This window comes from Duganella sp. CF458, assembly GCF_900113115.1.
Taxonomy (GTDB): domain Bacteria; phylum Pseudomonadota; class Gammaproteobacteria; order Burkholderiales; family Burkholderiaceae_D; genus Rugamonas.
On record NZ_FOOF01000009.1, the window covers coordinates 137,986 to 160,420 of the forward strand.

Annotated in this window: 16 protein-coding genes; 8 read left to right on the top strand and 8 right to left on the bottom strand. The window is 65.6% G+C overall.

The window, feature by feature from the left end:
• The first annotated feature begins 39 nt into the window (after positions 1–39).
• The gene (locus tag BM269_RS15435) at positions 40–222 is read left to right on the top strand and encodes a hypothetical protein (protein WP_090438334.1); all 183 of its coding nucleotides are present in this window, start codon (positions 40–42) and stop codon (positions 220–222) included.
• Here the strand turns inward: BM269_RS15435 and BM269_RS15440 are convergent.
• The gene (locus BM269_RS15440) at positions 201–4,718 is read right to left on the bottom strand and encodes a translocation/assembly module TamB domain-containing protein (protein ID WP_090438337.1); all 4,518 of its coding nucleotides are present in this window, start codon (positions 4,716–4,718) and stop codon (positions 201–203) included. The two genes, BM269_RS15435 and BM269_RS15440, sit on opposite strands and share 22 nt — an antisense overlap.
• Complete coding sequence (locus BM269_RS15445; RefSeq protein WP_229204665.1) at positions 4,718–6,499, bottom strand: autotransporter assembly complex protein TamA; 1,782 nt, start codon at positions 6,497–6,499, stop codon at positions 4,718–4,720. Before BM269_RS15445 ends, BM269_RS15440 begins: the two co-directional genes overlap by 1 nt.
• A 137-nt stretch (positions 6,500–6,636) precedes the next feature.
• Here BM269_RS15445 and queC point away from each other — a divergent pair, with 137 nt between their 5' ends.
• Positions 6,637–7,368, top strand: a complete 732-nt coding sequence (queC, locus tag BM269_RS15450; RefSeq protein WP_090438340.1) for a 7-cyano-7-deazaguanine synthase QueC — start codon at positions 6,637–6,639, stop codon at positions 7,366–7,368.
• Between the two features lie 49 nt (positions 7,369–7,417).
• Positions 7,418–10,387, top strand: a complete 2,970-nt coding sequence (locus BM269_RS15455; RefSeq protein ID WP_090438343.1) for a CHASE domain-containing protein — start codon at positions 7,418–7,420, stop codon at positions 10,385–10,387.
• On the opposite strand, the gene BM269_RS15460 is transcribed toward BM269_RS15455, so the two are convergent.
• Both BM269_RS15460 and BM269_RS15465 read right to left on the bottom strand, forming a co-directional pair.
• Positions 10,388–11,758, bottom strand: a complete 1,371-nt coding sequence (locus BM269_RS15460; RefSeq protein ID WP_090438346.1) for a serine hydrolase domain-containing protein — start codon at positions 11,756–11,758, stop codon at positions 10,388–10,390.
• A gap of 55 nt (positions 11,759–11,813) precedes the next feature.
• A complete protein-coding gene (locus BM269_RS15465) occupies positions 11,814–12,209 on the bottom strand; it encodes a hypothetical protein (protein WP_139232753.1) in 396 nt (131 codons plus the stop codon).
• A 186-nt stretch (positions 12,210–12,395) separates the two neighbouring features.
• Here BM269_RS15465 and BM269_RS15470 point away from each other — a divergent pair, with 186 nt between their 5' ends.
• Both BM269_RS15470 and BM269_RS15475 read left to right on the top strand, forming a co-directional pair.
• Positions 12,396–12,644 (top strand): hypothetical protein, encoded by a 249-nt coding sequence (locus BM269_RS15470; RefSeq protein ID WP_139232754.1) that lies wholly within the window; start codon positions 12,396–12,398, stop codon positions 12,642–12,644.
• Between the two features lie 118 nt (positions 12,645–12,762).
• Entirely contained in the window at positions 12,763–14,718 is a 1,956-nt protein-coding gene (locus BM269_RS15475; protein ID WP_090438356.1) for a GAF domain-containing sensor histidine kinase, read from the top strand.
• Positions 14,719–14,791: 73 nt separating this feature from the next.
• Here BM269_RS15475 and BM269_RS15480 read toward each other — a convergent pair whose 3' ends face one another.
• Positions 14,792–16,297 carry a DUF3369 domain-containing protein gene (locus BM269_RS15480; protein WP_090438357.1) on the bottom strand — a complete coding sequence of 502 codons (1,506 nt, stop codon included), beginning with the start codon at positions 16,295–16,297 and terminating at the stop codon, positions 14,792–14,794.
• A 111-nt stretch (positions 16,298–16,408) separates the two neighbouring features.
• Positions 16,409–17,173, bottom strand: a complete 765-nt coding sequence (locus BM269_RS15485) for a DNA-formamidopyrimidine glycosylase family protein (protein WP_090438361.1) — start codon at positions 17,171–17,173, stop codon at positions 16,409–16,411.
• Positions 17,174–17,253: 80 nt separating this feature from the next.
• On the opposite strand from BM269_RS15485, the gene BM269_RS15490 reads away from it, so the two are divergent.
• From BM269_RS15490 to BM269_RS15500, 3 genes are all read left to right on the top strand, one after another.
• Positions 17,254–17,733: a GNAT family N-acetyltransferase gene (locus BM269_RS15490; RefSeq protein WP_090438364.1), complete on the top strand. Its 480-nt coding sequence runs from the start codon at positions 17,254–17,256 to the stop codon at positions 17,731–17,733.
• Between the two features lie 75 nt (positions 17,734–17,808).
• Positions 17,809–19,992, top strand: coding sequence for a PhoX family protein (locus BM269_RS15495; protein ID WP_090438367.1), 2,184 nt, complete (start codon positions 17,809–17,811; stop codon positions 19,990–19,992).
• A gap of 159 nt (positions 19,993–20,151) precedes the next feature.
• Positions 20,152–20,655: a DUF3016 domain-containing protein gene (locus tag BM269_RS15500; RefSeq protein WP_090438370.1), complete on the top strand. Its 504-nt coding sequence runs from the start codon at positions 20,152–20,154 to the stop codon at positions 20,653–20,655.
• A gap of 9 nt (positions 20,656–20,664) precedes the next feature.
• Here BM269_RS15500 and BM269_RS15505 read toward each other — a convergent pair whose 3' ends face one another.
• Both BM269_RS15505 and BM269_RS15510 read right to left on the bottom strand, forming a co-directional pair.
• The gene (locus BM269_RS15505; RefSeq protein ID WP_090438746.1) at positions 20,665–21,108 is read right to left on the bottom strand and encodes a thioesterase family protein; all 444 of its coding nucleotides are present in this window, start codon (positions 21,106–21,108) and stop codon (positions 20,665–20,667) included.
• Between the two features lie 63 nt (positions 21,109–21,171).
• On the bottom strand, positions 21,172–22,431 hold the full coding sequence (locus BM269_RS15510; protein WP_090438373.1) for a PQQ-dependent sugar dehydrogenase: 1,260 nt from the start codon (positions 22,429–22,431) through the stop codon (positions 21,172–21,174).
• Positions 22,432–22,435 lie beyond the last annotated feature (4 nt).

Below are 22,435 nucleotides of genomic sequence, written 5' to 3' on the forward strand. Positions count from 1 at the left end.
AATACCCCTTCGTGATCGCGCTTTTCGGGAGTTCCAGCCATGGAAAAACACCGTATCCACGCCCACCGCGCACCGGACCTGCCGGTGCCGGTCGATGAGTCGCAGCCGCACCCGGAGCCGGTGCATCCCCACAGCCCGCACCAACCGGTCCCGCAAGACGAGCCGGTGCCCAGCCATAATCCCGAGCTGCGACCGCCCGGTCAATCGAACGCCCAGTTGTAAAGCACGTCCAGCGCGTTGTTGGTGCCGGTCTGCACCTGCAAGGTCACGCGGGTATTGACCTTGTAGCGCAGCTTCACCAGGCTGGTCGCCGTGCCCGCGCCTTGCTCGAAACTGATGTAGGCGCGCGAAGACAGTTTTTTACCGACCGTGACGACCGTGCTTTCCAGCCCCTTGGCCTGGCTGACTCCCAGTTCATCGAGCCCGACCCGGTTGGCCAGGCTCGGGCCGCCGCTGCCGCCCAGCAGGGCGCCGGCCGCGGTGCCGAGCAGGCTCATTTCATTGCCCGCCATGTCGGCAGTGCCGTGGCCGAGCACCATCCAGGCCAGCTTTTCACTGTCCGGCACGGACGGGGTGGAGACCAGCTTGGCGGCAGGCGCCAGCGCCGTGCCGCGCACTTCGACGCCGGCTTCCACATTGGTCTCGCTCAGCTCATCGCCTTCCGGGCGCTTGCGCACGGCGCGGATGTTCAGGCTGGGATTGTCGTAGGCGCCGGTGAAATTCAGCACGCCGCGCTCGATTGCCAGGCGTTGGCCGTAGGCGGCATAGGTGCCGTTGACCACGCGGATGCTGCCGTTGACGCGCGGCGCGCGGCGATCGGCCATGCGCACCCGCACGGTGCCGGCCAGTTGCGCGTCGAGGCCTTTGCCGCGCAGGGTGAAGTCGTCACCCAGGTCTGCTTCCAGGTCGATGTTCAGGGGCAGCCCGGTGGTTGCGGCGGCTTTCGGTTTTTCGCGGCCGAGGATGACCACGTCTTCGCTGATGGTCGGGGTGTCGAGCGACGGCAGTTCGATGACGGCACGGTTGGCCTTGAATTTGCCGTCGAATTCGAAACGCTTGGCGTCGCGTACCAGGGTACTGCTGCCGCTCAGCACCAGGGTGCGGTCCGGACGGTTGAATACTTCGAGCTTGTTGGCCGCCAGCTTGAGGTCCATCGACATGTCGCCGCCGGCCAGTCGCAACCAGCCATCGGCCTGCACATTGCCGTCGGTGCCGTCGAAGCGCAGGCGTTGCAGCTGCAGCTGGTCGCCGCTCACTTTCGCTTGCAAGGCGCCGTTGCGCAGGCGGATGCCTTGCTCGGCCCAGTTGATCACCAGCCCTTCGCCGACCACTTCGCCGTCCAGCAAGGGGTTGGCGATGGTACCGTGGCCGCCGGCGTGCGCGCGCAGCGAGCCGCCCAGCTCCATGCCTTGCACGCCAAGCAGCGGCGACAGCCATGCGATGGAAGGCAGGCTGGCGCTGGCGCCGAAGGTCAATGGGCTGTCGGAAGGGATGCGGCCGTTGCGCAACTGTGCGCTGGCCTCCAGGCGTGCGTTGCCGGCACGGTCGCCGGCCAGTTCGGCCTGGGCGCGCAGCTGGTCGCCGGCGACCGTGACGCGGGCGTCCAGCACTTTCAGGTCGAGCGGAAGCGGGCGTTCGCCGCCGGTGATTGTGATGTCGCCTTTTTCGCGGAACACATGCAGGTAACCTTCCAGCGCAGGCGCCGCGCCTTTTGCCGCAGGCGCTGCAAGTTCCAGCGACCAGTCGCCGCCCAGCGTCATGGTGCTGGCCACGTTGCGGCGCCAGGTGTCGGATAGTTGGGCGAGGTAGCTGGCGTTGACGCCGGCGGCGCTGCCTTGGCTGCGCCAATGCAGCCCGTTCTTCTGCAGCGTATCGATATGCAGGCTGCCTTCCGGCATGGCGATGGTGGCGCTGCCCAATGCGAGCTGCTCCGGCGTGGCCAGGCCGGCCACCCCTTCCCCTTTGCGGCCGGTGACGCGCAGCGTGGCCGGGGCTTGCAGGTTGAGGGCGAAGCGGCCTTTGTTTTGCAGGGCATCGATGCTGCCGCTCCAGCTATCCGTGGCAAAGCTGCCGCGTACCTTGGCGCTGGCGTCGAAGTCCGGGTTGGCGGCGGCCACTTGCACCGTATGGTTGCCGGCGCTGCCGCTGGCTTGCAGGCGCAGGCGGTCGACCAGGACGCCGGGCATGTTCAGGCCGGTCACCGCCAGGTCGGCTTGCAGCGGATCGTCCGGGCCGAAAGCGGTGCCGATGGTGGCGCTGCCTTTGATGGAGGAGATTTCACGCTGGCCCGGCAGGCGCAGGTGGGCGCCGTCCAGGGTGGCGCTGAGCGTCGGCATGGCGTTGGGGCTGCGGCCTGCGACGTTGCCGCCACTGGCGTAACCGCTGCCGCGCAGGTTGCCCGACCATTCGCGGCCCAGCACAGCCAGTTGCGGCGCGTCGAGCTTCCAGTCGATGCGGTCTTGCGGCTTGCCGAAGGAGCCTTTGGCCTGCAGCAGGTTGGGGCCGAGGCGCAGGTCGACGTCGCTGTCCTGCACGCGGCCGGGGCTTGCGGCGAATCTTGCGTGGCCGCTCAGCGCTGCGTTGCCGAGCGTGGATGCCGCTTGCAGGCGGATGTCGGCATTGGCCAGCCAGTCGGCGGAGGCGCGCAGCGTGGCGTCGAAATCGGCGTTGACGTTGCCGGCGATGGAAGCGCCGAAGCTGGCGGGATTGACGCGCGCCGCGCTGCCGGACAGCTTGACATCCATCGCGCCGAACAGTGCCGCTTCGCCGCTGGCGCGGATCACGCTGTCGGCGCGGGCCGGCGCCGGCGCTGCGGCTGCGGCGCGCTGGCCAGCCGGCTGCGCCAGGTAGGCCAGGCCGCGCGCCTCGCTGGTGAAGCTGGTGCGGGGCGCCTGGTAGCCGCCGCCCAGGATGCCGCTGGCGGTCGCGCTGCCTTGCAGTTGCGCGTCGAGCACGGAGAGCTGGGCGGCGTCGAGCTGCCATTCCAGCTTGTCGGCCGCCGCGCCGAATGCGCCGCGCGCCGTGGCGGTATTGCGGGCGTAGGCCAGGCGCGCATCGATGTTGGCGATGTGCCGTGCGTCGGCTGCCAACTTGACGCCGCCTGATAGCGCTTGCCCCATCAACTTGCTGGGCTGCAGGGCGATGTCGGCGTTTGCGTGCCAGTCCGGCGCGAGTTTGCCGTGTGCCTGCAGGTCCGCATTCAGGTCGGCCGCCGGGAACGCCCCCAATGCGGCCGGGTCGAAGCGCCTGACTGCCGCGCTGGCCTTGAAGGCCTTGTCGTCTTTCAGGCTGGCTTGCGCGGTGGCGGTGATGCTGCCCTGGCCGGCGCTGATGCGCGCCTGGTGCAGGATGAGCAGCAGGTCCTGCAAGGTGGCGTGGACATCGAGGCGCAGCTTGCCTTCGCCAAGGGCGGCGCGCAGGGTGTGCTGCTTGCCTTTGGTTTCGGCGCTGATGTCGCCGGCAATTGCCGTGCCGATGGCCGCGCTGTGCAGGCCGCGCAGGTCGAGCCGGTCGGTGTGCAGGCGCACGCCGGCGGTGTCGATGCTGCCGTCTTTGGGCAGGCGGCGCAGGCTGCCGCTGCCGGTGAACTTGCCCGCGGCGCCGAGGTCGATCAGCAGGCCGCTCAGGCTTGCGTTGTTCAGCGTACCGCCCAGCTGTGCGGCGGCGCTGTGCAGCGGCAGCTTTTGCTGGTCGACCGGGCCGGCTGCGCTGCGGTTGGTGGCGGCCAGTTTGCCGGACAGCCGGTCGCCGTTGATGGCGGCATCCAGCGTCAGGTCGAGTGCCGCCTTCGGCCAGGCCGGGTCGAAGCGGGCCGGGTCGACGTCGCGCGCATGCAGGCGGATGCTGCGCAGCGGCAGGGCGTCGAACGGCGCCAGCAGCAAGCTGCCGTCGCCGTTGGCGTAGTGCGATTTTCCTTTGACGTCCAGCTTCAGTTGCGCCAGGTCGCCGCTGGCCAGCAGCTCCAGCCGCGTTGCGCTGCGCTGAACCAGGCCTGGATCGGGCGGCGTTGCAGCTGCAGCGCCGGGAGGTGTCGTGCTGGAGGTGCTGGCAGGGGCAACTGGCGCGGGTGGTAGCGGCGCCAGGGCGGCGGCCGCGCTCAACTTGTACGGGCGCGCGGTGGAGATCTCGGCACTGGCGGCCAGCGCGCCAATGGGCGTCTCGGCACTGGCGTCCTTCAATTGCCAGTGCTGGCCGTCGCCCAGCAGCTGCAGCTTGATGGCGCGCAGTTCCGTGCGGCTGCCGTCTTCACCGACCAGGGCCAGCGTGCTGACGCGGCCATCGGCAATGCTCAAGCGGAACGGCGGCGCGATCGATGCCGGCATCACGGCAGGCTTGGACGGGCCGGTGCTGCGCGACTCTGCCCGCGCCACATGCAGCTCGCTGATTGCCACGCCTTCGCTGAAGTACTGCAGCGGCGACCAGTTGATGTCGATGCTGTCGAGCGTGAGTACGCTGGCTGCGTCGCGATAGACGATGCGCCCGATATGCATGCGCCCATACAGCGAGCCGCTGACGCCGGTGACCGTGATCTGGCCGCCGCTGGCGCGGGCGACCTGCGCGACGATCTGCTGCAGCGTGGCTTCGCGCCCCAGCAGCCATACGGCGCCGCCCAGCACGGCCAGCGTGACGCCGCTGCCGAGCAGCGTGCGGCGCAGCCACTTGCGTTGCGCGGCCGGTGGCGGCGCGTCGGCCGGCGGCGGATTGCGTGGCGTATCCATCAGAACGTGAACCCCAGCGAGAAATGCAGCCGCGCCTTCTTGGTGGCGTGGCCATACGCGACGTCGACGTTGATCGGCCCGACCGGGCTCTTGTAGCGCGCGCCGACACCGTAGCCGGACTTCGGCCGCAAGCCGCCCAGCGAGTTGGACGCATTGCCGGCGTCGTAAAACACCGCGGCGCCCCAGGTGGGCTTGAACCAATACTGGTACTCCGCGCTGCCGGTCACCAGGTAACGGCCGCCGACCGTCGCCTCGCCCTGCTGCACGCCCAGCTCCTGGTAGGCATAGCCGCGCACCGAGTTGTCGCCGCCGGCGCGGAACAGGTAAGTGGTCGGCACGCCTTCCTGGTGCGCCGAGCCAAGCGCCCCGAATTCCGCCCGCAGGATCACGGTGGATTTGGGACTCAGTGGCCGGTACGTGATGCCGCGCGCCGTGGCACGGATGAATTTCTCGTCCGTCAGCACCGGCAGCAGCGCCCCGCCCAGCGTGGCATTCAGCACATAGCCCTTGGTCGGGAACACCAGGTTGTCCACCTTGCGCCAGGTGGCGGCATAGGTGATCGGCAGCGACTGGCTGTGCGACGACACCACCCGGTTCACGGTCTTGCTCTCGTTCAGGTACTCGATCGAGATGCTGCGTTCCAGCAGCGGCGTGCCCCAGGCCCGCTTGGCCGCGACGGAAGCGGTGCGCGTGATCTCACCCTCGATATCCTTGCGTTCCACCGCCGCGCCGAAGCTGTCGTTGTAGCCGTCCGCCGTGGTCGGGAAGTAGAAGTCGCTGCGCGCCTGCTGGCGCTTGGTCTCCAGCGTCAGCGCGCTCTTCATCTTCAGGCCGAACACGTTCAGGTCATCATAGGTGCCCGACATGCGCGACCCGGTGTTGGTGCTGAAACCGATACCCACGCTGGCATTCTTGCGCTTGTTCTCCACCACCCGCACCAGCAAGGGCAACGGAGCCATGGTGCTTGGCTGCGGCACGCCCTCGGCCTTGTCCTCGGCCGCCTCGATCTGCTCGCCCAGCAAGGACGACAGGTCGGCGCTGACTTCGACGTTGGCGAAGTAGCCGGTCTCCTGCAGCTTGCCCTGGTAGGCTTGCAGCGCTGCTTCACTGTAGACGTCGCCGGGCTTGATCGGGTTCAGGTTGCGCACCGCCGATTCCGGATAGCGGCGCAGGCCTTCGATCTTCAATTCGCCGAAGCGCATCTCCGGCCCGCTATCGAGGGCCACGTGCAGCAGCGCGCGCCGGGTTTCCGGATCCACCACCGCCTCGCTGGAAACCAGTTGCGCGCGCGGATAACGGGTCTGCACCACGGCGCGCAGGATATCGCGCTTGGCCCTTTCCCACTCGTCCTGGCGGAACACGGCACCGGTCGGCAAGCCCCAGCCGGCTTTCAGCGCATCCTTGTCGAAAGGGCTGCCGGCGGACGACACAAAGCCCTCCAGCACGATCGCAACTTCACCCACCAGCACCGGCGCGCCGGGCTGCACCGCGATCCTGACAGTCGGCGTGCCGCTTTCGTCCAGGCTGATATTCACCACCGGCGAGTAGTAACCGGCAGTCGCCACCAGCGTCTTGATCTGCTCCGGCGCCGCGCGCAGCATGCGCTGCAACTGGTCGCGGTCCATGCGCTCGTTCGTACGGTAGCGCACCAGGTCAAGGTTATCTTCAAGAAGCGACTCCAGCTGGCGCGGAGCGTCGATGCGGACCTGGTAAGTCCAGTCCTGGGCAGCCGCCAGCAAGGGCAGCAGCAGGGCGGCGCAGCCCAGTGCAAGGCCCCTCAATACTTTTATGCCGGTTTGTGCCAAAATTCGTGGTCTGTGATCTGGAAGTCGAAACCGAATGTTACCGGATCAGCAGCCAAATTGGCGTACCCCTAAGATTTTCAAAAAAACCAGAAGAAACCAAAGAAAGTGAAGCGATGCTGACAAACGACGCCGCACTGGTACTGTTCAGCGGTGGCCAGGACTCGACAACCTGCCTGGCCTGGGCCCTGGAGCGCTATCCGCGCGTCGAAACCATCGGCTTCGACTACGGCCAGCGCCATGCGATCGAGCTGACCGTGCGCCCGCGCGTGCTGCAGCAGATGCGCAGCGTGAAGCCGGCGTGGGCCGAACGCCTGGGCGAGGACCACATGGTCGACCTGGGCCTGATCTCGCAACTGTCGAAGACGGCCATGACCGAAGATATCGAGATCGTGATGCAGGAAAACGGCCTGCCGAACACCTTCGTCCCCGGCCGCAACCTGCTGTTCATGACCGTGGCCGCCACCCTGGCCTATCGCCGCGGCCTGACCGTGCTGGTGGGCGGCATGTGCGAAACCGATTTTTCCGGCTACCCGGACTGCCGCGACGACACCATGAAGGCGCTGCAAGTGGCCCTGAACCTGGGCATGGACACCCGCAACAAGCTGGAAACCCCGCTGATGTGGCTGGACAAGGCGCAGACCTGGCAACTGGCCGAACGCCTCGGCGGCCGCCAGCTGGTGGACTTGATCCGTGCCGACACCCATACCTGCTACAAAGGCGAACGCGGCGCATTGCACGACTGGGGGTATGGCTGCGGCACATGCCCGGCGTGCGAGCTGCGCGCGCGCGGCTATCGCCTGTACCAGACCGCCCTGGGCGGCAATCACGACGCTAGTGCCGATTGACTTTTTCTATAGGGCAATTATTTTGCCCTGAACAAACTAAGATGCTGGTATGCAGAGGCCACCTGCCAGCCCGCCGCTACAACGCTTGCTCCAACCGCGCCTGCTGGCGGGGCTGGTGGCGGCGCTGTGCCTGACGGCGACCGGCAGCGTCTGGTGGGGGGCCCAGCTCGATGCCGAACGCGATGCGCGCGCCGGCTTCGACTACCGCGCGCTTGAACTGGTCAATAATATTGCGGCCCGCCTGCAGGCCTATGTGCAGGTGCTGTACGGCGTGCAGGGCCTGTTCGCCAGTTCCGACTTTGTCGACCGCCAGGAATTCCACACTTATATCGAGCGCCTCGAGCTGGGCCAGAACTTCCCCGGCCTGCAGGGTATCGGCTTCATGCGCATGGTGCCCGGCCCGCAGCTGGAGTCGCACGTCGCCATGGTGCAGGCGGAAGGCTTCGCCGAGTATGCGGTGACGCCGCCCGGACGAAGAGCCCAATATGGCCCGGTGGTCTATCTCGAGCCGTTCTCCGGCGGCAACCTGCAGGCGTTCGGCTATGACGGCCTGTCCGAGCCGGTACGCCGCGCCGCCTTCGAGCAGGCGCGCGATTCGGGCCTGCCGACCATGACCGGCAAGCTGCTGCTGAAACAGGAAGCCGCCGGCCCGGTGCAGGCCGGCTTCATCATCGCGCTGCCAATCTACCAGAATGGCGTGGGGCGCTATACCCTGGTGCAGCGCCGCAGCGCCTTGAAAGGCTGGGTCTATGCGCCGTTTCGCATGGGCGACGTGATGGCCGCGCTGGGCCACGACGCCGTGCGCGGCCTGGACGTGGAAGTCTACGACGGCGAAGAGCCCAACGCCATGAGCCGCATGTTCGACAGCGCGCCGGCGGCTGCCGCTGCGGCAGGGCGCCTGCATGCGCTCAAGCGCGTCAGCCTGGCCGGCCGGCGCTGGACTCTGCATATCAGCGCGCTGCCCAAGCCTGGCGGCGTACTGACGGACAAGCCGCGCACCATCGCCATTGGCGGCCTGCTGATCAGCGCCTTGCTGGCCTTGCTGGCTTACGTGCTGGCGGAAAGCCGGCAACGGCTGCGCATCGCGCTCGACCGCAGCAGCCGCATGGGCGATGAATTGCGCGAAGGGCAGGAAACCCTGCTGGCCATGGCCGAACATGCGCAGGGCAGCCAGGCGGTGCTGCGCTGCATTCTCGATTCGACGGTGGACGGCATCCTGGTCGACAACTACAGCGGCGCGGTGCTCAATTCCAACCGCCGCTTCCGCCAATTGTGGAATGTGCCGGAGCAGCTTGATTGGGAAAACGACGGCGCCATCCTGCTGGCCCATATGGCAGGCCAGCTCGAACAGCCGGACGCCTTCCTGCATGCCTGCGCCCGGCCCGAACCGGACGATGAGGACAGCCACAGCCAGCTCCAGATGCGCGATGGCCGCGTGCTGGAAGTGACCACGCGCCCGCTGCGCCTGGGCAGCGGGCCGGCGCGGCTGTGGTCCTTCCGCGACATCACCGAACGTACCATGAATGAACGGCGCGAGGAAGGGCGCCACCAGGTGCTGGAACTGTTGGCCGCCGGCGCGCCGCAACAGGAAGTGCTGGACAGCCTGATGCGCGGCATCGAAGCGGTCAACCCCGGCATGATCTGCAGCCTCATGCTGATCGACGAGGAAGGCCGCAACCTGTTGCTGTCCGCAGCCCCCAGCCTGCCGGCCTTTTTCAGGCAGGCCATTGACGGCCTGCCGATCGGCTTCGGCAACGGTTCCTGCGGCAAGGCCGTCACCAGCAACAGCCGCATCATCGTGGCAGACATCGCCGGCGACCCGCTCTGGGCGCCGTACCGCGAAATGGCATTGCGTGCCGGCCTGGGCGCCTGCTGGTCGGAGCCGGTGCATGGCGCCAACGGCAAGGTGTTGGGTGCCTTCGCCATCTACCACCGCGAACCGCAGCGCCCCAGCGTGGCGCAACTGGCCCTGATCGACCAGGCCGCCAGCCTGGCCGGCATCGCGGTGGAACAGGCCCGCGCCGCCGAAGCCCTGCGCGTTGGCGAGGCGCGTTTCCGCAGCCTGTACGACCATGCGCCGGTGGCCTTGTGGCAGCAGGACTGGTCGGCCGTGCGCGGCGCATTGCAGGAGTTGCAGGAGTCGGGCGTGGAAGACGTGGCGCAATGGCTGCAGGTGAACCCCAGCCAGTTGCAGCGCCTGGCCGGGCTGGTGCGCATCACCGACCTCAACGCCGCCGCGCTGGAGCAGGTCGGCGCCGATCCGGCCTGCAAGCAGCCGGGGCAACTGAGCCTGGCGCAGAATTTCGCGCCATCGTCCCTGCCGGAATTCGGCCGCGCGCTGCTGGCGATGGCGCAGGGCTCGCACCTGTTCCAGTGCGAGGGCAGCTACCTGCGCCTGGATGGCGTGCAGCGCCAGAACGAGTTGACGCTGCTGGTGATGCCGGGCCATGAGCACGCGCTGGACTTCGTGATCGTGTCCACCATCGACATCACGGAGCGCAAGCGCCTGAATGAAGAACTGGTGCAGCTTGCCACCACCGACTTCCTGACCGGCTTGCCGAACCGGCGCGAATTCATGACGCGCCTGGAAGACGAACAGGCCCGCCTGCAGCGCGACGTCGGCGGCCGCGCCGCCGTGCTGATGCTGGACATCGACTTCTTCAAGGATATCAACGACGCCCACGGCCACGATTGGGGCGATGCCGTGCTGCGCCACCTGGCCGGGCTGATGCGCGACTCGCAGCGCAAGATCGACATGCTGGGGCGGGTCGGCGGCGAGGAGTTCGCCATCCTGCTGCCCGGCGCCGACCTGGAAGCGGCGCGCGCCTTCGCCGAACGCCTGCGCCAGCGCATTGCCGAGACGCCGATGGGGCGCAACGGCAGCAGCATCGCCATCACGGTCAGCATCGGCATTGCCAGCATGGCGCCGTCCGACCGCAGCGGCGATGCGGCCCTGGTACGGGCCGACCACGCCCTCTATCGCGCCAAGCGCGCCGGCCGCAATCGCGTGGAAGGTTGATCAGTCGGGGCGCATGCGCAGCTGCTCGACCTTGTCGCCCTTGCCCAGGCTCAGGTCGACCAGCAAGGCGCCGCTGCTGTAGTTCAGGCGGTAGCTGTACTTGCGCATCTCGCCATCGGTGCTGCGCGCCAGCGCTTCCACCTTGCGCAGCGGGCCCCAGTCGCGCAAGTCTTCCGACACCATGGCCAGGAATTCCGGCGACAGGTTATCGGCGACTTTCTCGCTCAAGCCTTCCGGCAGCTTGCTGTCGGCGATGCTGGCGAACATGGTGCGCACGCGTTCGGCGACCGCCGGCTCGGTTTCCGCAATGGCCGGTTTCTGCTTGACGGCCAGGGCCGGCAGGTAATGCGCCGCGACGATGTCGCCCAGCTTGCCCGCACGCGCGCTGGCCGAGTTGGCCAGCACCACCACCGACAGCTTGTCGTCGACGAAGCGGTACAGCTGCGAGCGGAAGCCTTGCCAGGCGCCGCCATGCGCGATGGTGCGGTGGCCGTTGCGCTCGAACAGTTGCCAGCCGTAGCCGTAGCCGGTGGCGCTGCCGTCGTTCAGTTTGGCCGGCGTCCAGCTGGCCTGGCGCACGCTGGCCGGCAGCACCTTGTCGCCGTAGAGCGCCAGGTCCCACTTCGCCAGGTCGCGGGCCGTCAGGTACAGGCTGCCGTCCGCCGTGGTGTTCAGGCGCGGCGCCACCCAGGACTGGTTCACCAGCTTGCCGCCCTTGCGTTCATAGCCGCGCGCCCGGTGCGGGATGATGTCGGTTTCGCTGATGATGCGGGTGCCCATGTCGAGCGGCGCGAAGATGCGCTCGCGCAGCTGGTCGCCATAGAACTTGCCGCCGGCCTTGTTGCAGATAAAGCCGAGCAGGTGGTAGCCCATGTTCGAGTACGACCATTTTTCGCCCGGCGCAAACAGCACGGGGATGTCCGCTTCCAGCGCGATCAGTTCTTCTTCCGTGTAATCCTTGGTCAGGTCCAGCTTGGCGTAGGGATCGCCCAGGCCCGAGGTATGCGACAGCAGGTGGCGGATGGTGATGCCGTCCCAGGCCTTGGGCGTGTTGGCCAGGTGCTTCGCGATCGGATCGTCCAGCGACAGCTTGCCGTCTTGCGCCAGCAGCATCACCAGCGATGCGGTGAACGTCTTGCCGATCGAACCGGACTGGAAAATGGTGGCGGGCGTGACCTTGACCTGGTTTTCCAGGTCGGAGAAACCGTAGCCTTGCTCGCGGATGATCTTGCCGTCTTTCACCACGGCGATCGCCACGCCGGGAGTATGGCTGCGTTTCATTTCCGCCCGGATGGCGTCGTCGAGTCTGTCAGCGAGGGCAGCGGCAGGGAAGGCGAGGGCTAAAGACAACAGCAAGAGGGTCGGGCGCATGGATGCAATTCCGTATAGGTTGCCAAAATTGCATTCTAGCACCCGACCGGGGCCATCAGGCAGGGGCGTGTTCCAGTGCCGGCGCGGCAGGGTTGGCAGGCTTGCGGTGGCGGCGTTTCACCAGCCAGTAGATGAAGAAGGGGATCAGCAGCGGCAGCAGCAGGGGCGACACGGCGGCGATGGTCACCACGGCCGCCAATGCCAGGGACAGGATCACGATCACGCCGACGCCGGCCATCACTACCGCGAGAACGGCCGCCGCGAAGACCAGCGCCACCGCCATCACGGCAAACGCGCCGCCGGTCAGCACGGTACCCAGCAAGGTGCCCAGTGGCCCATCATAGTCCGAGTCGCCGACAGTGACGACCAGGTCGTTGGCGTCGAAGGCGAACCAGGCCGCAACCGTGCAGAAGAACAGCAAGACCAGGGACAGGGCAAATACCTTTTTCATGATGGGCCTCTTGGCGTTGAACATGGTGTCACTGTAGGCCGCGTCCCCCGGCCCAGCCACCGGATTGCGACGAACGGTGGAATTCGGATGATGAATGGAAGAAGCTGCGCGCCCAGCCAAATTGCCGCTTGAATTCATTAACTGTTTGCCTATACTGAATATCCGATCTCTGAGATGGAGGGGAATATGGCTTGGCTAGTAAGAGACGGGGGCCAATCGTTGCTCCTGGGAATCGATAGCGAACCGCGCCAGTGCAGCGCATCCACCTGGTTCGGCGGCGGCCCCAAAGGTCCGCCATCGGCGCCACCGACGATTCCTCCAATCATTATCAATCCCTTCAAATACCAGACGCCCGACCCGGCCATCGATCCGCGCATTACGCCGCTTGGCCCGCCGATCCTGCCGCCGCGACGGCCCGCCATGTCGCTGCATTGATCTGGCACAAACTAGGCTATCCTGATCCGGCCCGCGCACCACGCGGGCTTTGTTTTCCGCTGGCTAGCGTGGGCGCCTCCTGCTATATTTCCCTGACGCATCTAACCTTGGGAACAAGATGGAAAGCCGTCTGCGCCGCCTGGAGGCCGTCCAGGAAATCCTGCTGGAAATTGGCAATCTGTCCAATAGCTGCACCGATATCACGGTCTTCCTGCAGTCCGTGCACGCGGCACTGGGCCGCATCATGTACGCCTCGAATTTCTATGTGGCCTTGAGCGACCGCGGCGCGCCCGGCAATGCCGTGCGTTTCGTCTACTTTGTCGATGAAGTGGACGACCATCCCTATAAAGACCAGCTGGTGCAATTGGCCACGCCCGACCAGTCACCCACCGCCTGGGTGATCCTGAACAAGCAGCGCCTGGTGATGACCGGCGACGAGCATCGCGCCCGCGAAGAGAACGAGGTGTTCGGCGTCGGCACCATCGCCGAACACTGGGTCGGCTGCCCGCTGCTGGACCAGGGCCATGACGTGATCGGCGCCATGGTGATCCAGAGTTACGACAAGGAGCATACCTACAGCGAGGAAGACCAGGCCCTGTTCGCGCAGATCGCCAACCACGTATCGAGCGCCCTGCAAGGCTTGCAGAGCATGGACCGGCTGGAACGCGCCGTGCGCGAGCGCACGCTGGAACTGCAGCGCGAGGTGGCCGAGCGCAGCAAGGCCGAACGCCTGCAGCGCGCGCTGTACGAGATTGCCAGCCTGTCCGCCTCCGCCTCCGCCGAATCGGACGCCAAGCTGTTGTACGCGCGCCTGCAGGATATCGTCGGCAGTCTGATCACCGCCCGCAATTTCCTGATCGCGCTGTATCACCCCAAGCGCGACGAGATCTCGATCCCCTATTTTGTCGACGAAAAGGACCTGGAAGCACCGGTCCGGCGTTTTGAATACGGCATCGGCATGAGCTCCTTCGTGCTGAAGAAGCGCCAGCCGATGCTGCTTGACGGCCCCGCGTTCGCAGCCCTGATGGCCAGCGGCGACATCAATGAACCGCTGGGCAACCAGGGCATCGCCAGCTGGATGGGCTGCCCGATGATGGTGGGCGAGCGGGCGCTGGGCGTGATCATCGTGCAAAGCTACGATGCATCGGTGATCTACTCGCAGGCCGAGCTGGACATCCTGGCCTACGTTGCCAACCACACGGCAGCGGCCATCGCGCGCACCCGCGCCGACCTCGCGATCCGCCGCGCCAAGGCCGAACTGGAAGAGCAGAACAGCGCGCTGGCCACCGCACTGACGCAATTGCAGACGGCGCAATCGGAGCTGGTGCGGCAAGAAAAGCTCGCCTCCCTGGGCCGCCTGGTGGCCGGCGTGGCGCACGAAATCAACACCCCGCTCGGCATCTGCGTCACCGCCACCAGCCACCTGGTGGAAGAACTGCGCCTGTGCCGCCTCGACCTGGCCGAAGGCACGCTTGACGAAGACGGCTTGAACCAGTTCTTCAACACCGTCGACCAGTCGCTGAAGATCATGACCACCAATACCCAGCGCGCCGCCGCCCTGGTACGCAGCTTCAAACAGGTGGCGGTGGACCAGTCGTCCGACAATATCCGCCACTTCAACCTGCGCAAATACCTGGACGAAGTGCTGCTGTCGCTGCAGCCCAAGCTGAAAGGCAAGCCGATTGCCGTCAAGGTCGACTGTCCGCCGGACATCCACTGCGAAAGCTTCCCCGGCGCCGTCTCGCAGATCGTCACCAATATGGTGGTGAATTCGCTGGTGCACGGCTTCGAAGAAGGGCAGAACGGCACCATCCGCATCAGCGGCAAGCTGGAAGGCGACCATGTGCTGTTCGACTACAGCGACGACGGCGTCGGCATGGATTCGACCACGCTGCAGCAGCTGTTCGACCCTTTCTTCACCACCAAGCGCGGCTCCGGCGGCAGCGGCCTCGGCGCCCACATCCTGTACAACCTGGTGACCGGCCCATTGGGCGGCACGGTGAAGGTGGCCAGCTCACCCGGCATGGGCCTGCACTACCACCTGCGCTTCCCCCGCGACCAGCGTAGCAAATAGAAAGTCGGGGTCAGCTCTGGCAACAGGACATTTGCCTTCGGCAAATGTCCTGTTGCCAGAGCTGACCCCGACTTTAATCCGGAAAGCGTTCGTTGATGGCGAGCGCCTGGTCCATATTGGCAATCAGCAGCTCGACGAATTTCGGGTCGAGGTGGCTGCCCGCCACTTCACGCATGTGCGCCACCACTTTCTCGACCGGCCACGCGTCTTTGTAGCAGCGCTTGTGCATCAGGGCGTCGAACACGTCGGACACGGCGACGATGCGGGCATACTCGTGGATGTCATGGCCTTTCAGGCCCTGCGGGTAACCGCTGCCGTCGAACTTCTCGTGGTGCTGGTGGGCGATCACGGCGGCCGCCTTCAGGATCGGGCGCTGCGAGCCGTCCAGGATCGACAGGCCGACCGCGGGATGCTGTTTCATGATTTCCCATTCGGCCGCATCGAGCTTGCCGGGCTTTAGCAGCACCGAGTCGGGGGTGGCGATCTTGCCGATATCGTGCATCGGCGCCGCGTGTTTCAGCACGGTGGTCTCTTCTTCCGGCATGCCGGCCGCGCTAGCCAGCAGGTGGCAGAATTCGGCCATGCGGCGCACGTGGTTGCCTGCTTCGTTGGAGCGCGATTCGACCACGTCGCCCAGGCGCATGATCAGCTCGGCCTGGGTATCGGTGATCTCCTGCGTCAGCAGGATATTGTCGAAGGCGATCGCCACGCCGCTGCAGAAAATCTCCAGCAGCTGCTGGTCGATCTCGGAAATCTCGTCCACCCCTTTCAGCACCAGCAGCGACGCCTTGCCGCTGCTGTTCGGGAAGTAGCCGACGAAGGTGTCGCCGGTCATGCGCGAGATGCGGTTGCGTTCGGCGTCCTTGAGCTGGGCCAGCAGCTCCGGCGTCAGCAGGCTGTCCTGCTCCTGCCCGATCTGGGCCAGCACTTCGTAATCGTTTTCGCCGCTGACGGCGCTGGCGCCGCGCAGGCGCACCAGCATGCTTTGCTCCAGGCGCAACAGGGCGACCACCTGCTGCAGCAAGCCGTTGGCGAAGTCCTTCAGGTTGCGCGCCTGGAAGATGTGGGCCGAGGCGGCAATCACCCGCTCCAGGCCTTCGCGGTAATGCATCTGCTGCCGGCGCGCTTCCTCCACCTTCATGATGTCGCGGTAGGCGCGCAGGGCGGCAAAGGTGGTGGTGAACAGCTTGGTGCGATCGAGCTCGGTCTTTTCCTTGTAGTCGTTGATGTCGTAATTGACGATCACGCGTTCTTCCGGCGCCTGTCCCGGCTGGCCGGTGCGCAGCACGATGCGGGTGAACTGGTTGTCGAGGTCTTCGCGCATCCAGCGCGCCACTTCCAGGCCGGAGTCTTCGCGTTCCATCACCACGTCGAGGAACACCAGGGCGATGTCGGTCTCGCGCGCCAGCACTTCTTTCGCTTCGGCGCCGCTGTAGGCGTGCAGGAAGGCCAGGCCGCGGCCCTCCAGCCGAAACCGGCTCAGCGTGAGTTTGGTGATGTCGTGGATATCGGGTTCGTCATCAACCAGCAGGATTCGCCATGGCGCCAGTTTGGGCGTCGCAGAAGACAAGAAAGACATATGGGCATTTCCAAATATGACATACAGTCCTGGGCGATGCGCAATTTTTAGGCGCATCGAAATGATTGTAGTCCTACCTATTGTTATTAACAACAGGCAATACTGGATGAGCTAGATCTTTACAACATCAAGGGTACCGCTGTAGCGCTTCTGGCAGCGTTCGCACCAGAAACTTCGCCGCTGGGTGAGCCCCAGGTGAGCCCGGTGCAGTTGGATATTACATCGTGGGCAGACGCTACGGTTATGCACCTGCCAATGTTTTTTCAATTCGAACGCCAGTTTCCAGACCTTGAATTCAAAACTGTATTGACGGGCCTGCTTGACCAGCTCACGCAACTTGCCAAGCGGCAATTTATGGCCGCTGGAGAGGGGGTGTATGCGCAGGCGAAACAAGACTTCGTTCTTGATGATATTGCCGACGCCGGCAAATATATCCTGGTCGAGCAGGACATCGCATACCAGGCGCGCGGGACGCGCGCGCAGCTTCTTCAGCGCCAGGCGCGGGCTCCATTGTGCGGCCATGACGTCGCCACGCCAGTCGTACGCCTGCTCCAGTTCGCCTTCCACCAGCTTGACCGAGCAGGTATAGAAGTTCAGCTCGCCGCCTTCCTCAAATTGCAGCGATAGCCGCGGTGCGGCGCCTTCCTTGCGTTCGTCGATGCGGTAGCTGCCGAACATCAGCAAATGCACGCGCAGCGTGTACAGCGGCAGCTCGATCAGGAAATGTTTGCCCCAACTGCGCAGCGACAGGACCGGCTGCCCAAGCAGTTCGTCAAACGGCACTGCCTGGCTGTTGCCGCTGGCGGCGCAGATGGTGCGGCCTTCGAAGGCGTGCACTTGTTCGGCGAGGATGACGATCGATGGGCCTTCGGGCATGGCGTGCCTCCTTTCAGTCCAGTCTCGCGCCGCCGCGCCCGCCGCGCCGTGCGCGCACGCACAGTTGCTATACTTGCCCCATGCATATACGAGCTACCACCGAGCCGGACTGGCCCATCCTCAAAGCGCTGCGCCTGGCCGCGCTGCGCGATGCCCCCACTGCCTTTGGCGTAACGCACGCCAGCGCTGCCGCCAACTCCGATCAACAATGGCGCGACCGCGCTGCCGCCCGCGGCCCGGCCAGCTACTTGCTGGCGTTCAGCGGCGACACGCCGGTCGGCATGATCGGCGGCCTGGTCAGCGCAGCGCAGGAGTTCAATCTGATCGCGATGTGGCTCACGCCCGAACACCGCGGCAGCGGCGCGGCGGCTGCGCTGGTGGAGGCCATGAAGGCGCATGCGCTGGCCCAGGGCCACCAGCGCGTCGTGCTGGATGTGTCGCCGGACAATGCGCGTGCGGCGGCGTTCTACGCCAAGCTGGGCTTCCGCTTCCTGCCGCACTGGGAAGCGTTGGAAAGCCATCCGCACATCCAGCTCCAGAAAATGGAGTGGTGCCGCTAGCTGGTTTGGTCACGCTGTTGTCATTTTCGCTTTCTAGAATGGCGGGCATTCACAACCCACCCCTTGGAAAGCGGCATGGAACACAAGATCGATCACGACGACATCGGCTACAACGATACCCCGAACCAACATTTCAGCGAAGTCCTCGACCAGCGCATCAGCCGCCGTAACCTGCTGCGCGGTTCGGTAGCGTCGGCCATCTCCGTGATGATGGGCTCGGCGACCCTGAGCGCTTGCGGCGGCGGCAGCGACGCACCGGTCGTCACCAAGCCGGACACCCCGGTGCCGGTGGAAAAGCTGCTGGGCTTCACGGCCGTGGGCAAGAGCCTGGCGGACAAGGTCAGCGTGCCGGCCGGCTATACCGCCTCCGTCATCTACGCGCTGGGCGATCCGCTCACCGCCTCCGCCACCGCCTTCAAGAACGATGGCAGCGATGCCGACTTCGACAACCGCGCCGGCGACCACCACGACGGCATGGAATTCTTCGGCCTGGACAGCGCGGGCAAGCCTTCGGCCAGCGGCAACGAACGCGGCCTGCTGGCGATCAACCACGAAGCCACCACCAATGAAAAGCTGGCATCGTTCTTCATCCACGCCAACGGCGGCAGCAACGCCCTGCCGCGCCCGGCCGCCGAAGTCGACCGCGAAACCGCGCTGCACGGCATCTCCGTGGTGGAAGTGCGCAAGGCTGCCGGCAAGTGGGAATACGTCAAGGATTCGGCATTCAACCGCCGCGTCACCTGCCTCACCGACTGCGACATCAGCGGCCCCGTGAAGGGCAATGTGCTGGTGAAAACCAAGTACTCGACGGACGGCAGCAAGGTGCGCGGCACCCTGAACAACTGCGGCACCGGCCGCACGCCGTGGGGCTCCTTCGTGTCCGGCGAAGAAAACTGGAGCGGCTACTTCACCCGCGGCGCAGCCGACGATGCGGCGCGCGGCAACGACAAGAGCGTCGCCGCGCTCAAGCGCTATGGCCGCAACCAGGGCGCTGCCTCGCGCCACGGCTGGGAAACCGGTGGCCTCGACGACAAGTATGCGCGCTGGAACAACTCCCGGCTGGGCGCTTCGGTGGACGGCAGCGATGATTACCGCAACGAGATGAACGGCATGGGCTATATCGTCGAAGCCGATCCGTACAACAAGGCCAAGAACCTGCGCAAGCGCACCGCGCTGGGCCGCTACGCCCACGAAAGCGCCGCCTTCGGCAAGACCGTGGCCGGCCAGCCGCTGGCGGTGTACATGGGCGATGATTCGCGCAACGAGTACATCTACAAATTCGTCTCGAGCGCCACCTGGAGCGAGGCCGATGCCAACCCGGCCGACCTGCTGGCCACCGGCGACAAATACCTGGACGCGGGCAAGCTGTTCGTCGCCAAGTTCGCCGCCGACGGCAGCGGTACCTGGATCGAGCTGAACATCGGCAACGCCGCCATTGCCGCGTACGCCACCTACAAGTTTGCCGACCAGGCCGACGTGCTGGTCAACGCCCGCCTGGCCGCCGACGCGGTGGGCGCCACCAAGATGGACCGCCCGGAATGGTGCTCGGTGAATCCGGCCAACGGCGAGGTCTACTTCACCCTGACCAACAACAGCGGCCGCAGCGTGCCGGACGGCCCGAACCCGCGCAGCTATGAAGACATGAAGGGCTCGAGCAAACAGAGCGGCAACGTGAACGGCCACATCCTGCGCGTCAAGGAAAAGGATGGCAATGCCTCCGCCGCCTTCACCTGGGACGTCTACCTGTTCGGTGCCCAGTCCGATGCCAACCCGGGCCTGGTCAACCTGTCCAGCCTGACCGCCGAGCAGGACTTCTCCAGCCCGGACGGCCTGGCCTTCTCGCGCGCCACCGGCATCTGCTGGATCCAGACCGACGATGGCGCCTACACCGACGTCACCAACTGCATGATGCTGGCCGGCCTGCCGGGCCAGGTCGGCGACGGCAAGAAGGTCACGCTGGCCTACGGCGCCGGCAATGTCGATACCTTCGTCGGCAAGACCCCGACCGCCGACACCCTGAAGCGCTTCCTGGTCGGCCCGGTCGATTGCGAACTGACCGGCATCACCGAAACGCCGGATGGCAAGACGCTGTTCGTCAACATCCAGCACCCGGGCGAGGGCACGGCCAACGCCAATATCGCCGACCCCAGCAAATACACCAGCCAGTGGCCGGCCAATGCCGGCTACGGCGCCGGCAAGCGCCCGCGTTCGGCCACCATCGCCATCACCAAGGACGACGGCGGCCGCATCGGTAGCTAAAGGTAGCTGCGTGTAATCAGTTGTCAAATAAATGGGGTACGTCCCCATTTTCCTGGGCCGGACGTATCCGGCCCGTTTTTTTTGTCAGAAATTGTTTCAATGACAGCAGTGGGCGGGGCGAGGAGTATATTGGGGCTTATCTGTGAAAGGAAACCGATCATGAAACGCCAAACCCGCTTCTGGATTGCCGCCGCGCTGTTGCTGGCGGCCGCCGGCGCCGCCTCGGCAGGCGAGGTGACGGTCAAGTACCAGGATCCGGACCAGTTCTCCGATGTGCCGTTCTGGGAGCAGGACCGTGACCAAGTGCTGAAAGAGCTGACCGCCCACTTCGATCACTTGGCCAGGCAGTTGCCGGCCAACCAGCACTTGTCGGTCACCGTGACCGATATCGACCTGGCCGGCCGGGTCGAACCGCGCCGCCGCTCGATGCGCGATATCCGCATCCTGCGCGGCGGGGCCGACTGGCCGACCATGGAATTGCACTATGCGCTGGAACAGGATGGCAAGGTGCTGGCCAGCGGCACCGACCGGCTCAGCAATATGACTTATCTGGACCGCATGAACCGTTACGCGGGCGGCGATACGCTGCGTTATGAAAAGCCGATGCTCGATGAGTGGTTCAAGAAGAGTTTCGGCACGCCGACCCAGCTGAGCAGCAAGTGAGCCGGTGGCTCAGTCGATCCAGTTGACGCGGCCAAACTTGGCGCGGAAGTCGTCCGGCATCGGCACCACCTGGCTGTGGCGGTAGTGGTAGAACACGAAGCCTTGCTTGGCCATGGCCACCAGCGTGCCATCGGCCGGGCGGGTCACGCGGAAGATCACGTCGCCGCCATACTTGTTGAAGTCCATCACGCCTACTTCGAACAGCAACTGGTCGCGCGCATGCGCTTCGGCGCGGTAGGTGGTGGCCAGGTCGGTGACAATGATGCCGGTGCCGTCGGCTTCGGTTTCCTGCACGCCGAACTCGAACAGGAAGCGCGCCCGCGCTTCCGAGATCATGGAAATCATCGAATCGTTGCCGAGGTGCCGGGCGCCGTTGATGTCGGTGACGCGCACCGTGAGCTGGGTCGAAAAGCAGAATTGATCTTCCGGGAACGCAAGCGTCAGTCTGGCCATGTCTTTCGCGGGCAAGTGGGAAAGCGCCCATTGTAGCGCGCCTTCGCCACCGGTTGCCGGCCGCTACGGCTTGCGGATGATCTGGTACACCTTGCCCGCTTCGCTCAGCATATACAGTTCGCCCGCCGCATCCTGGCCGAAGCCGGGCACTTTCCCGATGTCGCCCACCGCCCAGTCTTTCGCTTCGCTGACGGCATTGTTGGTGTACAGGAAGCTTTTCAGGAAGCCCTTGCAGTAATCGGAGTAGAGGTAGCGCCCGGCCAGTTCCGGCAAGGCCGTGCCGCGGTAGACGAAGCCGCCGGTGATGGAGCAGCCGTTGACGCTGTTGGCGCCGTGATCGTATTCGAACACCGGCAGCACCAGTCCTTGCTGGGAACAGCTGGCGGCGTTGTAGCAGCTGGTACCTTCCATGATGTTCCAGCCGTAATTGGCCGGCTTCAGGCTGGCCGGCACCACGTCCACCTCTTCTTTTGCGCCCTGCCCGACGTCGGCGATATACAGCGCGGCGGTGGTGGCGTCGAAGGCGAAGCGCCACGGGTTGCGCAAGCCGTAAGCCCAGATCTCGCCGCGCTTGCCGGTTTGACCGACGAAAGGATTGTCGGCCGGCACGTTGTACAGCGGCGCCACCACATTGTCCACCTTCAGGCGCAGCAGCTTGCCCAGCAGCGAGTCGAGGTTTTGCGCATTGCCGCTGGGGTCGCCGCTCCCGCCGCCATCGCCGGTGCCGGCGTACAGGTAGCCGTCGGCGCCGAAGGCCAGCATGCCGCCGTAATGGTTGGTATAGGTCGGATGCGGGATGGTGATGATGCGCTTCAGGGAGGTCATGTCGGCCAGGTCGGGATTGCCGGCCGAGACCAGCACTTCGTCGATCGCGATATTGCTGAACTTGTCCGTGTAATACACGTAGAAGCGGCCGTTCTGCGCATAGGCGGGATGGAAAGCCATCGAGAGCAAGCCGCCTTCGCCATCGGTGCCGATCAGGCCGGTCAGGTCGAAGAAGGGCGTGGCGCGCAGGCTGCCGTCGCTGGCCAGGATGCGGATGCGCCCGCTGCGCTCGACAATGAAGCGGCGCGTGTCGCCGGTCGGGGCGGTCAACAGCAAGGGCGTGCTGAGGCCGCTGGCCACTTCTTTCACCGCCAGGGCGAACGCCGGCTTCGGCGGTTCCACTGGCGGATCGGGTTGCGCAACGGGGGGGGAACTGCCGCCGCCACCGCCGCCGCAGGCCGCCAGCAGCGCGGCCATCAAGGTTGCGGCCAAGGTGCTGGCCGGGGACATCGCGGGGGCCGCAGTTGCGGGCCGGGAATTCAGGTCTTCAGCCATCATTTCC

Coding starts and splice junctions, on each gene's coding strand:
- BM269_RS15435 (WP_090438334.1), top strand. CDS start 40: ATGGAAAAACACCGTATCCACGCCCACCGCGCACCGGACCTGCCGGTG.
- BM269_RS15440 (WP_090438337.1), bottom strand. CDS start 4,718: ATGGATACGCCACGCAATCCGCCGCCGGCCGACGCGCCGCCACCGGCC.
- queC (WP_090438340.1), top strand. CDS start 6,637: ATGCTGACAAACGACGCCGCACTGGTACTGTTCAGCGGTGGCCAGGAC.
- BM269_RS15455 (WP_090438343.1), top strand. CDS start 7,418: ATGCAGAGGCCACCTGCCAGCCCGCCGCTACAACGCTTGCTCCAACCG.
- BM269_RS15460 (WP_090438346.1), bottom strand. CDS start 11,758: ATGCGCCCGACCCTCTTGCTGTTGTCTTTAGCCCTCGCCTTCCCTGCC.
- BM269_RS15465 (WP_139232753.1), bottom strand. CDS start 12,209: ATGAAAAAGGTATTTGCCCTGTCCCTGGTCTTGCTGTTCTTCTGCACG.
- BM269_RS15470 (WP_139232754.1), top strand. CDS start 12,396: ATGGCTTGGCTAGTAAGAGACGGGGGCCAATCGTTGCTCCTGGGAATC.
- BM269_RS15475 (WP_090438356.1), top strand. CDS start 12,763: ATGGAAAGCCGTCTGCGCCGCCTGGAGGCCGTCCAGGAAATCCTGCTG.
- BM269_RS15480 (WP_090438357.1), bottom strand. CDS start 16,297: ATGTCTTTCTTGTCTTCTGCGACGCCCAAACTGGCGCCATGGCGAATC.
- BM269_RS15485 (WP_090438361.1), bottom strand. CDS start 17,173: ATGCCCGAAGGCCCATCGATCGTCATCCTCGCCGAACAAGTGCACGCC.
- BM269_RS15490 (WP_090438364.1), top strand. CDS start 17,254: ATGCATATACGAGCTACCACCGAGCCGGACTGGCCCATCCTCAAAGCG.
- BM269_RS15495 (WP_090438367.1), top strand. CDS start 17,809: ATGGAACACAAGATCGATCACGACGACATCGGCTACAACGATACCCCG.
- BM269_RS15500 (WP_090438370.1), top strand. CDS start 20,152: ATGAAACGCCAAACCCGCTTCTGGATTGCCGCCGCGCTGTTGCTGGCG.
- BM269_RS15505 (WP_090438746.1), bottom strand. CDS start 21,108: ATGGCCAGACTGACGCTTGCGTTCCCGGAAGATCAATTCTGCTTTTCG.
- BM269_RS15510 (WP_090438373.1), bottom strand. CDS start 22,431: ATGATGGCTGAAGACCTGAATTCCCGGCCCGCAACTGCGGCCCCCGCG.